The organism is Neobacillus sp. DY30, assembly GCF_030123065.1.
GTDB lineage: Bacteria > Bacillota > Bacilli > Bacillales > Cytobacillaceae > Neobacillus.
Genome location: NZ_CP126093.1, coordinates 4734172 through 4748061 on the forward strand (window position 1 = coordinate 4734172; position 13890 = coordinate 4748061).

Annotated in this window: 14 protein-coding genes and 1 tRNA gene; all 15 read right to left on the reverse strand. The window is 39.1% G+C overall.

Annotated elements, in window-relative coordinates:
* Window positions 1-105: 105 nt before the first annotated feature.
* The 15 genes from clpX to QNH29_RS23515 all read right to left on the reverse strand — a co-directional run bounded on the left by clpX (window position 106) and on the right by QNH29_RS23515 (window position 13738).
* On the reverse strand, window positions 106-1368 hold the full coding sequence (clpX, locus tag QNH29_RS23445; protein ID WP_283861700.1) for an ATP-dependent protease ATP-binding subunit ClpX: 1263 nt from the start codon (window positions 1366-1368) through the stop codon (window positions 106-108).
* 392 nt (window positions 1369-1760) lie between these two features.
* Entirely contained in the window at window positions 1761-3038 is a 1278-nt protein-coding gene (gene tig / locus QNH29_RS23450; RefSeq protein ID WP_283861701.1) for a trigger factor, read from the reverse strand.
* Between the two features lie 150 nt (window positions 3039-3188).
* Entirely contained in the window at window positions 3189-4214 is a 1026-nt protein-coding gene (locus QNH29_RS23455; protein ID WP_283861702.1) for a tetratricopeptide repeat protein, read from the reverse strand.
* Between the two features lie 370 nt (window positions 4215-4584).
* Window positions 4585-4661, reverse strand: a tRNA-Arg gene (locus tag QNH29_RS23460).
* A 110-nt stretch (window positions 4662-4771) separates the two neighbouring features.
* Window positions 4772-5290 (reverse strand): metallophosphoesterase family protein, encoded by a 519-nt coding sequence (locus tag QNH29_RS23465; protein WP_283861703.1) that lies wholly within the window; start codon window positions 5288-5290, stop codon window positions 4772-4774.
* Window positions 5287-5898, reverse strand: a complete 612-nt coding sequence (locus tag QNH29_RS23470) for an XTP/dITP diphosphatase (protein WP_283861704.1) — start codon at window positions 5896-5898, stop codon at window positions 5287-5289. Before QNH29_RS23470 ends, QNH29_RS23465 begins: the two co-directional genes overlap by 4 nt.
* A 13-nt stretch (window positions 5899-5911) precedes the next feature.
* A complete protein-coding gene (gene rph, locus QNH29_RS23475) occupies window positions 5912-6664 on the reverse strand; it encodes a ribonuclease PH (protein WP_283861705.1) in 753 nt (250 codons plus the stop codon).
* A 120-nt stretch (window positions 6665-6784) separates the two neighbouring features.
* On the reverse strand, window positions 6785-7831 hold the full coding sequence (locus QNH29_RS23480; protein WP_283861706.1) for a GerMN domain-containing protein: 1047 nt from the start codon (window positions 7829-7831) through the stop codon (window positions 6785-6787).
* A gap of 136 nt (window positions 7832-7967) precedes the next feature.
* A complete protein-coding gene (gene racE, locus QNH29_RS23485) occupies window positions 7968-8762 on the reverse strand; it encodes a glutamate racemase (protein ID WP_283861707.1) in 795 nt (264 codons plus the stop codon).
* Window positions 8763-8778: 16 nt separating this feature from the next.
* Window positions 8779-9228, reverse strand: a complete 450-nt coding sequence (locus QNH29_RS23490) for a MarR family winged helix-turn-helix transcriptional regulator (protein ID WP_283861708.1) — start codon at window positions 9226-9228, stop codon at window positions 8779-8781.
* A 204-nt stretch (window positions 9229-9432) separates the two neighbouring features.
* On the reverse strand, window positions 9433-9657 hold the full coding sequence (gene gerE / locus QNH29_RS23495) for a spore germination transcription factor GerE (RefSeq protein ID WP_009796032.1): 225 nt from the start codon (window positions 9655-9657) through the stop codon (window positions 9433-9435).
* A gap of 164 nt (window positions 9658-9821) precedes the next feature.
* Window positions 9822-10406 (reverse strand): class D sortase, encoded by a 585-nt coding sequence (locus tag QNH29_RS23500; protein WP_283861709.1) that lies wholly within the window; start codon window positions 10404-10406, stop codon window positions 9822-9824.
* Window positions 10407-10540: 134 nt separating this feature from the next.
* On the reverse strand, window positions 10541-11302 hold the full coding sequence (gene sdhB / locus QNH29_RS23505) for a succinate dehydrogenase iron-sulfur subunit (protein WP_283861710.1): 762 nt from the start codon (window positions 11300-11302) through the stop codon (window positions 10541-10543).
* A 6-nt stretch (window positions 11303-11308) separates the two neighbouring features.
* A complete protein-coding gene (gene sdhA / locus QNH29_RS23510) occupies window positions 11309-13066 on the reverse strand; it encodes a succinate dehydrogenase flavoprotein subunit (protein WP_283861711.1) in 1758 nt (585 codons plus the stop codon).
* Window positions 13067-13129: 63 nt separating this feature from the next.
* On the reverse strand, window positions 13130-13738 hold the full coding sequence (locus QNH29_RS23515) for a succinate dehydrogenase cytochrome b558 subunit (RefSeq protein WP_283861712.1): 609 nt from the start codon (window positions 13736-13738) through the stop codon (window positions 13130-13132).
* Window positions 13739-13890 lie beyond the last annotated feature (152 nt).

Here is a 13890-nt window from a genome sequence, read left to right on the forward strand (position 1 = left end):
ATAGAGAGGGAATAAACCACAAATTGTAAGAAACTGTTTTTGTTGGCAGATAATCGCCGAAAAAAAAGAACCCAGTAATTTTACTGGGCTCTTAGACTGCATATATTAAGCAGACTTTTCTTCTACTACAACGGTTCCGTCTTCTAAGACAAGCTTTGGAACACTATTGTTGATAACCGTTTCTTTTGTAATGATACACTTCTGTATATCGTCACGAGAAGGAAGGTCAAACATGACATCAAGCATGATTCCTTCAATGATAGAACGTAATCCACGTGCACCTGTTTTACGTTCGATTGCTTTCTTCGCAATCTCACTTAGTGCACCTTCTTCGAATTCCAATTCTACTTCATCGATTTCAAGCATTTTTTGATATTGTTTAACTAAAGCGTTCTTAGGCTTTGTTAAAATTTCAATCAACGCTGCTTCATCCAACTGCTCCAGACTTGCAATAACTGGAAGACGGCCGATAAATTCAGGAATTAAACCAAAACGAAGTAAGTCTTCAGGTAATACTTTAGAAAGAAGCTCTTTTTGTGTAATTTCCTGTTGCTGCTTAACGTCAGAACCAAAACCAATTACCTTTTGACCTAAACGGCGCTTAATAATAGGTTCAATTCCATCAAACGCACCACCACAAATAAATAAAATATTCGTTGTATCGATTTGAATGAATTCTTGGTGTGGATGTTTACGTCCGCCTTGAGGAGGAACGCTCGCAACCGTACCTTCTAAGATTTTTAATAATGCTTGCTGTACACCTTCACCAGATACATCTCTTGTGATCGATGGATTTTCTGATTTACGGGCAATTTTATCAATTTCATCAATATAAATGATACCCTTTTCAGCCTTTTCCACATCGTAATCAGCAGCTTGAATCAATTTTAAAAGAATATTTTCTACGTCTTCTCCAACATAACCTGCTTCCGTTAGAGACGTTGCGTCAGCAATTGCAAACGGAACATTTAGAATTCGCGCTAATGTTTGAGCTAATAACGTTTTCCCGCTACCAGTCGGTCCAATCATCGCGATGTTGCTCTTAGATAGTTCAACATCATCAATCTTACTGTTAGAATTGATACGCTTGTAATGATTGTACACTGCAACTGATAACGATTTTTTAGCTTGATCCTGACCAATGACGTACTCATCAAGAATTTCACAGATTTCTCTAGGCTTTGGAACGTCTTTGAATTCTACTTCTTCTTCTGTCCCTAACTCTTCTTCAACAATTTCTGTACAAAGCTCGATACACTCGTCACATATATAAACACCTGGTCCAGCGACCAATTTACGAACTTGGTCTTGTGTCTTTCCACAGAAGGAACACTTTAATTGGCCTTTTTCATCATTAAATTTAAACAATTCTTTCACCCCTTGAAAACGTGTTATAACACTATTTAAAGTTGCGTAACACAAACAAAAATCCGTTTCTTTTTCGATACTTTTCAGTGGTATGTATTGCATTGTAACACATGGACCCAGCGGACTGGTAATAAAAAGACTTCTTCAATTATGTTTTTCTGAAAGCGGATTTTTGTTTGGATTAACCTTTAAATGATACGTATGTACCCATTAAGCATAACCACTTTTCAACAATTTAAATCTTTGATAAGCCGGTTTTACTTAATTCGCTATGTAATTCTGTTTTTCCTGCTGCTTGTTAAAAAGGTTTCCCTGTACTTATTATAATATGTAATTGAAAAAATGTATAAAAACAGGCACGATCAAATCGTGCCATGTTTTAACGATCATTATTATTTTTTATTTTCGATTAAAAATTCAACTGCTTTTTGCTTTTGAAGGTCACCTTTGATACCATCAACGCCGCCAAGTGCTGCCTTAATGTTATCAACAGTCATGTTGTACATACCAGCCATTTTTTCAAGCTCAGCATTAACATCTTCGTCAGTTACTTCAATGTTTTCAGCTTTTACAATTGCTTCAAGCGTTAATGCAACGCGAACACGGTTAAGAGCTTCTTCTTTCATTTGCTCACGCAGTGCATTCTCATCTTGACCTGAGAATTGGAAGTAAAGCTCAAGGTTCATACCTTGCATTTGCAGGCGTTGTTCGAATTCTTGAAGCATACGGTTTACTTCGTTTGTTACCATAACTTCTGGAATTTCAACTGTTGCATTTTCAGCAGCTTTTTCAACTAAAGAATCACGTAAGTTGTGCTCAGCTTCGTGCTTCTTGCTGTCTTCTAAACGAGTTTTAATTTTTTCTTTTAATGCGTCTAATGTTTCAACTTCATCATCCACATCTTTCGCAAACTCATCATCTAATGCAGGAAGTTCTTTTCCTTTAATTTCATGAACTGTTACTTTAAATACTGCTGGCTTACCAGCAAGTTCAGCTGCATGGTATTCTTCAGGGAAAGATACTTCAACATCTTTAGATTCGCCAGTAGCTACTCCTACTAACTGCTCTTCAAATCCTGGAATGAATGAACCAGAACCTAATTCAAGTGAATGATTTTCAGCTTTTCCGCCTTCGAACGCTTCGCCATCAACGAATCCTTCGAAATCGATAACCACTGTATCACCAAGTTCAGCAGTGCCTTCTTCTTTCACAACAAGCTCAGCTTGACGGTTTTGAAGAGTTTCTAATTCTTTCGCTACATCTTCGTCTGTTACAGTTGTGTCGAACTCTTCTACTTCTAAACCTTTGTAGTCGCCTAATGTTACTTCAGGCTTAACTTGTACAGTTGCTTTGAAGATAAGCTCTTTGCCTTTTTCCATTTGTTCAATGTCGATATCAGGACGGTCGATTGGCTCGATTCCTGCTTCGTCGATTGCATTTCCATAAGCTTCAGGAAGAAGAATATCTAATGCATCTTGATAAAGAGATTCTACACCAAAACGCTTTTCGAACATTGGACGTGGCATTTTTCCTTTACGGAAGCCAGGTACATTTACTTGCTTAACAACTTTATTAAAAGCTGCAGTTAAGCCTTCATTTACTTTTTCCGCGCTTACTTCAACAGTAAGGACACCGGTGTTTCCTTCAAGCTTTTCCCATTTTACTGTCATACTATTTTCCCTCCAACAATCTATTATCATTTCATTCGTAACGAATTTGGCAGGATAATAAATTACCCTCTATTTTTATGTAAAAGATAGTTTTTACACAATGCAACCCTTACATTATAACACAGGATTATTTTCTTTCAACACAGTTACCTATATATTGGGATAAGAAATTTCTTCTAATTCTTTGATTTTGACGAGTGCCTGCTCTATTGTTATAGGACTAATCTCATACTCAGCTGAAATATCATCCATATCCGGATCTCCACCAAAATAATCTAGTACCAGCAAGTGAAAAGCTGCTGCCCAGGCCGACACGGCTTCAGGCCTAAGTTCAAAAGGATACGCAATAAAGAAGATTCTTTCTACCATCCCTTTCATATTTTCAAATAAAACAGGGTCACTATTTTCTAGTTTTGTTTCTAGTATCTTTTCTATTTCCTTCATTTTCGGCTGTGTTTGAATATCTGGTAGTTCCGTTGGCACAACACTTAAGTCTTCACTAAACTTTTTGACGGAAATTTCCTTATCATATTCCTGCTCTTTTAATAGGGTAAGCAGTATAGTTTTTAAGAATGGGTGGCCTGACTCGGAGTTTAGATACTCCTTGATTTCATCTAAGAAGGGACGTATATTTTTTTCTGCTAAACTTGAAATGGCAAGCATTTGCTCATTTAAAGTTTTTAGTGAAGATAGGTTAAGCTTTTTGAGATGCGTCTCTTCTTTTGCTTCTTCCATTATTTCCTGCTGACTGTTGTCAGCCATTCGTTTGCTAAATTGCAGTATGGTGAGGAAATGATCATGCCTCTCCGGCGGAATCTCTTTTTCGTCAAACAGGGCTTCAATCGTTGAGACGATCTCCTGGTATTCATGAAGCTGTATTAAGATGGTCAGATACAGATCGACCATATGAAAATAATCCCCAATTCCTTTTAGCAGCATTTCATTTGCCAGGTCTCTCGCTTTTATGTAGGCTCCTGCTTCAAAATAAGCGAGCACCAGACCTATTAATATATCACTATTTTCGGGGTCATGTTCCTTTGCTTCCTCAAGCAATGTGATCGCTTCTTGATACCTCTTGTTTTGCAGGCTCTCAAGCCCCTTATCCGTCAATCTCTTTTCGAGTCCGGGAAGGAATATGACATTATCTTTCCGTTTCGCTCGTTCCCGTTTTTTCATACTTCATACCGTCCTCTGCTTCTGTATGGAAAATAGTGTAGCATGAATTGTCTAAAAAACAAAAAACTTACCATTGCAATAGGGTGCTAGATTGTTCCCGTTTTTTTGCGGATTACTATTTACGGGCACTATTCGCACCTAATTGTTCCCGTAATTTTGTTGATTGAAATTTATGGTCACAATTCACCTCTGATTGTCCCCATAATTTTGCTCATCCCAATTTACGGGAACAATCCCCTCTGATTGTTCCCGTAATCTTGCTCATCCCAATTTACCGGCACAATCCCTTCCTGACGTTTCAAGTATCCACTAGAAACAAAAAAACTCACCTTCTAAAAAGGTGAGTAATGTCTTTTGGTATGTAGTTAAATGGCGTCCCAGGAGAGATTCGAACTCCCGACCGTACGCTTAGAAGGCGTATGCTCTATCCGGCTGAGCTACTGGGACGTAATAAGTATTTCAAAGACAAGATTTATTATATAATCCAAATATATGAAAGTCAACAGCATTTTAAAACTTTTTTAAAAATAAAATGAGGGGAAGAAAAAAATCTTCCCTCATCTAGTTGGCAAAGCAAATTCAAACGCTAAATCTTTGAGTTCTCGTCCACTAATGTCGTAAACAGTCATATTGATTTTATCATTTAATAACTCTAAAACGACATATGTTTTTTCCAAACGTCCCCTGGGCATTCGTATGCTGCCAGGGTTCAAAAACAGCGTATCCCCAATCACTTCTGCTCCCAATATATGAGAGTGTCCGAAACAGGCAATATCTGCTCCCACCTCTGCTGCCTTGTATTGTAAGTTCATTAATGATGACTTTACTGAATACTTGTGACCATGAGTAACAAAGAACTTACGTCCAGCAATCTCTGTTGTCGTTTCCAATGGGTAGCTGCCAAAATCGCAATTTCCCTTCACAGTCAAATAACCATTCATCACTTCATCGTCAGGCATCATTTCAGAATCGCCACAATGAATCATTAAATCTACTTCGTTCATGTGCCGCTCTCTTAACATTTTGAGCTCATTCGTTAAACCATGGCTATCACTAACAATGAGAACTTTGCTCATGATTTTTCCGCTCTTTCCATAATAGCATCTAACATACCTTCAAGCTTTTTCAAAGCATTGGCTCGATGACTTATTTTATTCTTTTCGTCTGAAGTTAGTTCTGCCATAGTACGGCTTTTGTCTGGCACATAAAAAACAGGGTCATAGCCAAAGCCATTTGATCCTCGCTCCTCCTCGAGAATTCGCCCTTCACATGTCCCAGACACAGTAACGGTTTTTTTGCTTGGCATAGCTGCTGCCAGGGCACAATAAAATCTTGCCGTACGATCCTCTTCGGAGACTCCCTTTAATTCGGTCAGAACCTTTTCGAGATTTTTCTGATCGTTCTTAGGCTCACCGGCATATCGTGCTGAATAAATACCTGGTCTGCCTTCTAATGCGTCTACGATTAGGCCGGAATCATCGCCAATAACCATTTTATTTAATGTCTTCGATACTGCTTCCGCTTTTAAAATTGCATTCTCTTCAAAGGTAGATCCTGTTTCTTCAACATCTTCAATTTCAGGATAATCTAGAAGTGTTTTAACTGCGATTCCTCTCGGTGCAAAGATATGTTCAAATTCTCTTGCCTTACCTGGATTTTTGGTTGCAATAATTACTTCCATCATACTCCGTATCCCCTTATTTTTTTCGTCTCGCTTCAATTTTAGATGTAATTTCTTCCCCTAACGCATTTTTCTGATGTTCGAATAGCTCCATAAGTCCTTCCTGAGCTGCACCTAAAAGATCCAGAAGCTGCTGGTGCGAGAAAGTAGATTCTTCGCCAGTTCCCTGTAATTCTACGAATTCACCATTCCCAGTCATAACCACATTCATGTCTACTAATGCTTTAGAATCTTCCGCGTAATTTAAATCTAGAACGGTTTCGTTATTTTTTAAGATTCCAACACTTGTAGCAGCTAAGTAATCTGTAATTGGAAATTTCGCACCCTTTTTTTCTCCAAGTCGATGAAGGGCGATTGCCATGGCAACAAAAGCTCCAGTAATAGAAGCGGTCCTTGTTCCTCCGTCTGCTTGAATGACATCACAATCAATCCATACCGTTCTTTCCCCTAGTGCAGATAAGTCGACCACGGCTCTTAAGGCTCGTCCAATTAAACGCTGAATCTCCATCGTTCTTCCAGTGACCTTACCTTTTGAAGATTCCCGAATGTTTCTAGTTTCCGTGGCACGCGGCAGCATGGAATATTCAGCTGTTATCCAGCCTTTGCCTTCACCTCTCATAAAAGGAGGAACTCTCTCCTCAATACTTGCAGTACAAATTACCTTTGTATTACCCACGGAAATAAGAACTGATCCTTCCGGGTGCATTAAATAACCAGTTTCAATATGTATTGGTCTTAATTGCAGTCTTTCTCTACCATCGACACGCACTACCATTTCCTCCTTAATGGCGAGAACATCTTTCCCGCCATAAAAAAATCAAATAAAGAAGAGGAAGCCCGAAAGGCACCCTCTCTGATTGTCACTATATAGTATATCAAAAATCAATTTTTAGAAACTACCTGTATTGACTTTTTCTGGACGAGTAACAGGTTCCGATAATTTTTCACCCTTATCTGTCTCTAACTCTGCCTTACCATCTACCGTAATTGCAACACTTTCAATACCTTTTTGTTCGGTCAATGAAAGAACGAGCGCGTTCAGTAAATGTTCAGAAACAATTTTTTCTTCAAAGCTTCCGTAGATAGATTCATTGAAGTTTAACGTTACCTTTCCATCTTCAATTTTCGGAGCTTCTAAAAGTTCCACATCAGGCATAAACTCTGAAGCCAAATTAGATTTTACATTTGGTCCTTTAACCAGTTCATTGACAACGGCGACGATATTATTCTTTTCGCTTGTGTTAACCCGTTTCGTAACAGGTACATAATAGTAAGATCCTTCTTCACCGCCGATGTAATAGACGGTCACTGGCTTTGTGTTTGTAATATCCGTCACGCCGGCTGTATCATGATTGATACCCGTAGTTCTGGATAGATTCTCACTGATTGGTGTTCCATTAACAGGCATTTCGTTTAAATCATGCCCATTCATTTGAAGCTTTACCTTATTCACTGTATCAAACTGTGTAAGTGTCCAGGTTACCGCTTCAAGAATCTTTCTCTCATCTTCAGGCTGATAGTTCTTAAACTCATTCGAGAAGTCCACTACCGCAACGCCATCTTTAATGTTAACGGAAACCTGAGTATCCTCTGGCAGTACCGCACGGAAATCATTTGGAAGCATATTAGTAACAGGTCCGTTTGCAACTAAGTATTCTAAAGCTTGCTTCGCTACAGAAGCAGTTTTCGGCAATGTTAGTGTTTGAGGCACCACTAACCCGTCTTTATTAATTAAGTATAACTCTGTTTTCACTGTTCCTTCGACTTCTTCACTCTTACCTGTGGTTTCCTTAGTCGGGTTTGTATCGGTTACGGTAACCTCTTTTGGCGGATCCACCTTTTTCTGCACTTCACTTCCGAACAAACCGCACCCCGATAATAGAAGTGTTGAAGCAAAAACGGCTGTAACTAGGGGTTTTACTTTATTTTTAGACATATTTTTTCCCTCCTAAGACAGTTTGTACTAACATGTATACGAGCCTATGAAAATAATTAGACCGTCTTTAGAAAGAAAATTAGGACATTACTTTTATTTTTTTCAAAAAAAATAAGCTCCTTTAATAGGAACTTAATTATAATTTAATCTTTTTGACATTACTTATAGGTACTCCGAGCCACTGAGAGGCAATTTTTGAGAAGATATACCTTGAGCCTGTTGTATAAAATTCATGCAGCGGTTCGACCTCATCGGATTCGAGGATATTGTTATACTGAAGAATGGCACTAATTTCCCTTGCCGTTTCATCTCCAGAGCTGATTACATTCACACCATCACCCATCACTTTTTGAATAAGCGGTTCAAGCAGCGGGTAATGGGTGCACCCGAGGATAAGGGTATCTAGGTTTTGATTTTGCAATGGTTTTAAGGCTTCGATGACGATTCTTTCTGCAATTTCTCCATCATACTCACCACTCTCCACGAGGGGGACGAACTTGGGACAAGCTTGTCCAGTAACAAATAACCGGCTGTTCAGTGCTTTTAAGGCTTTTTCATAAGCACCGCTCTTGATTGTACCTTCTGTACCAATAATCCCTACCCGAAAGTTCTTTGTCCGCTTGATAGCGGTGCGTGCTCCAGGGTAAATTACCCCGATTACTGGTATACTCAGCTCATTTCTAATCTCATCCAGGACAGCCGCCGTAGCAGTATTACAGGCTATGACAAGCATTTTAATCTTTTTTTCTAACAAAAATGTAGTTAGTTCCCAGGTGAATCTTTTAACTTCTTTAAGAGGTCTAGGGCCGTACGGGCATCTTGCCGTGTCTCCTAAGTATATTATTTTTTCATTCGGAAGCTGTCTCATAATCTCTTTGGCAACCGTTAATCCGCCAACTCCGGAATCTATAACACCAATGGGTTGTTTCAAAATTTTCGCCTCATTTTTAACGCATGTCTTGATGCAATTTCATTAAATTGGTTTGAAGTTGTTGAATTTCTTCTACTGAGAAATTAGTCAAAACTTCCTCTAAGTAAACTTGACGTTTCTTTATGACTTCATCTATTATTCTTTCGCCTTCTTCAAGTAAGTGGATTCTGACGACACGGCGGTCCTTAGGATCCTTTACCCTGACGACCAGCTGGTTTTTTTCCATCCGGTCTACAAGGTCAGTTGTCGTACTAAAGGCCAAATACATTTTAGTAGACAACTCTCCAATGGTCATATCACCATCCTCAAAAAGCCACTGCAGTGCTACAAACTGCGGCGGGGTTATTTTATAATGGCTAAGCATTTCTCTGCCTTTCTGCTTAATAATACCTGATATATAACGCAAATCTTTTTCTATTCTAGCGACAATTTCCGCGCTGAGCTTTTGTGTATCTTCCACAGTCATCTCTATAACACTCCTATATTGGCTTCCCTATGCCTAATTTTCGTAGACTTTACCCGTTCTTTCATCTTGCTCTATTTTCTACTTTTTTCGCTAAAATTTCAAGTTGAAACATATCCCACCGCAAACTCATATGTATATATCCAATTTTTGTAAAAAACCCCTTACAAAAACATGAACCGGCCTCCCGCAGGAAGCCGGTCATGATTAAAGTTCTAGCTCTCCCATACGAAGGAGCTCTACAACTGCTTGTGAACGCCCCTTTACACCAAGCTTTTGCATAGCATTGGAAATATGATTTCGAACCGTCTTTTCGCTTATAAATAATTCACCAGCGATTTCCTTAGTAGTTTTATCCTGTACTAAGAGTTCGAATACTTCTCTTTCACGTTTGGTGAGTAACGGCTTGTGAGTATATTCATTCTCCTTCAAGTATTGTGACCCTCCTTGCCTTCGCCAGTTATGAACCGTATGGTGGGTATATATTTAGTCAGGATATCTTATGTGAATAACACACCTAGAGTGACTAGAAATGCTTGAAGGAGAATAATTTTATGAAAAAAATTAATAAAAAAAGTCCTTTTGTTAAAAGGACTTTAAATTGGTTTAGCATATATGATATAGCGTTGTGGAGCGTTTCCAACAAAACGGAATGGATAGCAGGTGATTACGATTAATTCTTCCTTTGTATTTTGTAATGTAATGATTGACCGATCTTCAGCGTCAACAATCTTAGTATTTGTTAATTCATATTTGAATTTCCCGTTTGGCATGTGTACTTCAAAAATATCTCCAGGTTCAAGCTCACCTAAACGGCGAAACACCGTATCACGGTGTCCAGATAACACAATCTGTCCATTTTCACTCGGGAAGTATGAACCTTTATAATGACCGACTCCTTTTTTTAAATCATTCGGGTCGGTACCTTCAACAATTGCTAGTTCAGATTTAATCTTAGGTATGGTTAACAAACCGACCGTATCACCGAATTTAGGCGGATCGATTTTTTTAGGATTCTTAAAAGGTTCTTCTGCATCATAATTAGACTCAGCCTGCGCTACTATTCTTTTAGCTTCTTTTAGTGAAGCGTCGCTCATAAAGTTCGTCTCAACGATTTGCCAAACCCCGATTCCAATTACAACCAGTCCTGCCAATATAATAAGTAACGGTAGCTTCTTCACCCTATATACCATCCTTTTCCCAACTTTGAAAAGATCTTACTATTAGTATACCAAAGGCAGTCTAAAAGTCCTATCCAAAAAGAAAAGAAAACCTTCTTTTCGTAATAGAAAAGAAGGTTTAAAGAATCTTTGTATTATACCTGATCGCTTCCGAAGAAGTTTCTAAATGCTTGGAATGTTGTATCACGGTTTAATGCTGCAATCGATGTGGTTAATGGAATTCCTTTCGGACATGACTGCACGCAGTTCTGTGAGTTACCACAGTTCGCAAGTCCGCCATCCCCCATAATTGCTTCTAAGCGTTCAGCTTTATTCATCTCACCAGTTGGATGAGCATTGAATAAACGTACTTGTGAAAGCGGCTGAGGTCCAATAAAGCTTGAATTGCTGTTTACGTTCGGACAAGCTTCCAGGCACACACCACATGTCATACACTTTGAAAGTTCATAAGCCCATTGACGCTTTTTCTCTGGCATACGTGGACCAGGTCCTAAATCGTATGTTCCATCGATTGGAATCCAAGCTTTTACTTTCTTTAATGCATCGAACATTCTGCTTCGGTCAACCTGAAGGTCACGTACAACTGGGAATGTTCTCATTGGTTCAAGACGGATTGGCTGCTCCAATTGATCAACAAGTGCTGAACATGATTGGCGCGGCTTCCCATTAATCACCATTGAACAAGCACCGCAAACTTCTTCAAGACAGTTACTATCCCAAGTAATCGGAGTAGTAGCTTGTCCTTTTGTATTAACAGGGTTTCTGCGAATTTCCATTAAAGCAGAAATTACGTTCATATTCGGACGATAAGCTAATTCAAACTCTTCATCATAAGGAGCAGAATCAGGACTATCTTGACGGGTAACAATAAATTTTACTGTTTTATTTTCAGACATGTATTCCTACTCCCCTTTCTTTTTTGCATAGTTGCGTTCACGAGGCTTAATTAAGGAAACGTCAATATCCTCGTAATGGAAAGCTGGTGCAGATGTGCTATCAACAAATTTCGCCATAGTTGTTTTTAAGAAGTTTTCGTCATCACGGTTCGGGAATTCAGGCTTATAATGTGCACCGCGGCTTTCATTACGATTGTAAGCACCGATCGTGATAACACGTGCCAGTTGAAGCATGTTTTGTAACTGACGCGTAAAGGTTGCACCTTGATTGCTCCATTTACTTGTATCTTGAATGTTAATATTTTTATAACGTTCTAATAACTCTTGAATCTTTTCATCTGTCTTTAATAGCCTGTCATTGTGACGCACAACGGTCACATTATCCGTCATCCATTCGCCAAGCTCTTTATGAAGAACGTACGCATTTTCCGTACCATTTAATGACATAATGGAAGTCCACTTTTCTTCTTGTTCCTTGACATGACGGTCAAATAAAGTAGAAGAAATAGCATCTGAACTCTTTTCAAGACCTTTGATATATCTAACCGCATTTGGTCCAACAACCATACCGCCATAAATAGCAGATAGTAATGAATTTGCACCTAAACGATTGGCACCGTGCTGTGAATAATCACACTCACCTGCAGCAAAAAGGCCAGGAATGTTCGTCATTTGGTCGTAATCAACCCATAGCCCACCCATTGAATAGTGTACAGCAGGGAAAATTTTCATCGGAACTTTACGCGGATCGTCACCCATGAATTTTTCATAGATTTCAATGATACCGCCAAGTTTAATGTCTAATTCCTTTGGATCCTTGTGTGAAAGATCTAGGTATACCATGTTTTCGCCATTAATACCCAGCTTCTGATCCACACAGACAGAGAAAATTTCACGTGTTGCAATATCACGTGGTACTAAGTTTCCATAAGCAGGGTATTTTTCTTCTAAGAAATACCAAGGTTTTCCGTCTTTATAGGTCCACACACGTCCGCCTTCACCACGTGCTGATTCACTCATTAGGCGTAGCTTGTCATCACCAGGAATGGCAGTTGGGTGGATTTGAATCATTTCACCATTTGCGTAATATGCACCTTGCTGGTACACGATAGATGCAGCTGAACCTGTATTGATTACAGAGTTCGTTGTTTTTCCGAAGATGATTCCAGGGCCGCCTGTTGCCATAATAACTGCATCACCAGCAAAGGATTTAATCTCCATCGATGTAAGGTTTTGAGCAACGATCCCTCGGCAAACTCCATCGTCATCTACAACTGCTCCTAAGAATTCCCAGCCTTCGTACTTGGTTACTAATCCTGCTACTTCATGACGGCGAACCTGCTCGTCCAATGCATAAAGCAGCTGCTGACCTGTGGTTGCACCAGCAAAGGCAGTTCTTGAATGCTGAGTACCACCGAAGCGGCGGAAATCTAATAGTCCTTCCGGAGTACGGTTAAACATAACCCCCATCCGGTCCATTAAGTGAATGATACCAGGTGCTGCCTCACACATAGCCTTAACTGGAGGCTGGTTGGCTAAGAAGTCTCCGCCATATACGGTATCATCAAAGTGAATCCATGGTGAATCCCCTTCACCTTTTGTATTTACTGCTCCATTCATACCACCTTGGGCACAAACGGAGTGGGAACGTTTAACTGGAACAAGTGAAAATAATTCTACGGGTGTTCCTTCTTCTGCAACTTTGATGGTTGCCATTAAGCCGGCTAAGCCGCCACCAACTATGATCACCTTACCCTTACTCATTGTGACTCACTCCCTTAATCCAAAAATCCGATATTTTTCAACACAGTGTATGAAGTTGATTTTTTAAACAAATGCTAAAAGTGTGCTAATTCCCACGATTGATAGGATAATGAAAACACCAATGGTAAAATATGTTGAAATTACTTGTGAACGTGGGGAAACAGTAATACCCCAGCTAACCAAGAATGACCACAAACCATTTGCAAAGTGGAAAATAGTTGAAATGACACCAACTAAATAGAAACCAAACATGAATGGTGAAGAAAGGATATCCGCCATCATGTCATAGTTAACATGTGCACCGAAAGCTGCTGCAACACGAGTTTCCCATACGTGCCATGTAATAAAGATTAACGTAATGACACCAGAAACACGCTGTAATAAGAACATCCAATTTCTGAAATATCCATACTTTCCGGCATTATTTTTTGCAGTAAAAGCAATATAAAGGCCATAGATTGCATGAAATAAAATTGGTAAATAAATAATTACTGTTTCTAGGACAATTCTAAAAGGAAGGTTCCCCATAAAATCTGCCGCATTGTTAAAGGCCTCAGGACCTCTTGTAGCAAAATTGTTGACTACTAAATGCTGCACAAGGAATAAACCTATAGGAATTACTCCTAGTAAAGAATGCAATCTTCGATTCAAAAACTCACGATTCCCCGCCATAATTAACCCCCCTTAAATTTTTAACATGATGTTAAGCCTTCAACTATTTTTCTTGTAAAAATTTCAAACTTACCACCACTGTGACAATTATGTGACATGTCCATTTTACTCCCATCAGGTATTAGCGTCAAGAAAACGGATACACAAAAATT

What these genes read in the sequence shown, in the direction of transcription:
- tig (WP_283861701.1), bottom strand. Translation starts at nt 3,038, where the DNA reads ATGACAGTAAAATGGGAAAAGCTTGAAGGAAACACCGGTGTCCTTACT.
- QNH29_RS23515 (WP_283861712.1), bottom strand. Translation starts at nt 13,738, where the DNA reads ATGGCGGGGAATCGTGAGTTTTTGAATCGAAGATTGCATTCTTTACTA.
- sdhA (WP_283861711.1), bottom strand. Translation starts at nt 13,066, where the DNA reads ATGAGTAAGGGTAAGGTGATCATAGTTGGTGGCGGCTTAGCCGGCTTA.
- QNH29_RS23465 (WP_283861703.1), bottom strand. Translation starts at nt 5,290, where the DNA reads ATGAGCAAAGTTCTCATTGTTAGTGATAGCCATGGTTTAACGAATGAG.
- sdhB (WP_283861710.1), bottom strand. Translation starts at nt 11,302, where the DNA reads ATGTCTGAAAATAAAACAGTAAAATTTATTGTTACCCGTCAAGATAGT.
- QNH29_RS23490 (WP_283861708.1), bottom strand. Translation starts at nt 9,228, where the DNA reads ATGACTGTGGAAGATACACAAAAGCTCAGCGCGGAAATTGTCGCTAGA.
- QNH29_RS23480 (WP_283861706.1), bottom strand. Translation starts at nt 7,831, where the DNA reads ATGTCTAAAAATAAAGTAAAACCCCTAGTTACAGCCGTTTTTGCTTCA.
- QNH29_RS23455 (WP_283861702.1), bottom strand. Translation starts at nt 4,214, where the DNA reads ATGAAAAAACGGGAACGAGCGAAACGGAAAGATAATGTCATATTCCTT.
- QNH29_RS23470 (WP_283861704.1), bottom strand. Translation starts at nt 5,898, where the DNA reads ATGATGGAAGTAATTATTGCAACCAAAAATCCAGGTAAGGCAAGAGAA.